This window comes from Methylobacterium sp. J-001 (assembly GCF_022829565.1).
Taxonomy (GTDB): Bacteria; Pseudomonadota; Alphaproteobacteria; order Rhizobiales; family Beijerinckiaceae; genus Methylobacterium.
The window spans coordinates 1-687 of record NZ_JAKSYN010000044.1; the positions used below are offsets into that span (position 1 = coordinate 1).

General features: G+C 65.6%; 1 protein-coding gene. It reads right to left on the minus strand.

Annotated features, from left to right (window positions below; translation table 11 throughout):
- Positions 1–687, minus strand: a 687-nt coding sequence (gene groEL / locus MKK65_RS04705; RefSeq protein WP_243955856.1) for a chaperonin GroEL, incomplete at both ends; no start/stop codon positions are given.

Here is a 687-nt window from a genome sequence, read left to right on the forward strand (position 1 = left end):
GAGGGTGGCCAGGGCCTCGCCCTCGATGTCCTCGGCGATGATCAGCAGCGGCTTGCCGGTCTGGACCACGGCCTCGAGCACCGGCAGCATCGCCTGCAGCGACGACAGCTTCTTCTCGTGGATGAGGATGTAGGGATCCTCGAGCTCGGCGACCATCTTCTCCGCGTTGGTGATGAAGTACGGGGAGAGGTAGCCGCGGTCGAACTGCATGCCCTCGACGACGTCGAGTTCGGTCTCGGCGGTCTTGGCCTCTTCGACGGTGATGACACCCTCGTTGCCGACCTTCTGCATGGCGTGGGCGATCATCTCGCCGATCTCCTTGTCGCCGTTGGCGGAGATCGTGCCGACCTGGGCGACCTCGTCGGAGGTCGAGACCTTCTTGGCGCGGGCGATGATGTCCTTCACCGCGGCGGCGGTAGCGAGGTCGATGCCGCGCTTCAGGTCCATCGGGTTGATGCCGGCGGCGACGTACTTGGCGCCTTCGCGGACGATCGCCTGGGCCAGAACGGTGGCCGTGGTGGTGCCGTCACCCGCGATGTCGTTGGTCTTCGAGGCCACTTCGCGCACCATCTGGGCGCCCATGTTCTCGAACTTGTCGGCGAGCTCGATCTCCTTGGCGACGGTGACGCCGTCCTTGGTGATGCGCGGGGCGCCGAAGCTCTTCTCGATCACGACGTTGCGGCCCTT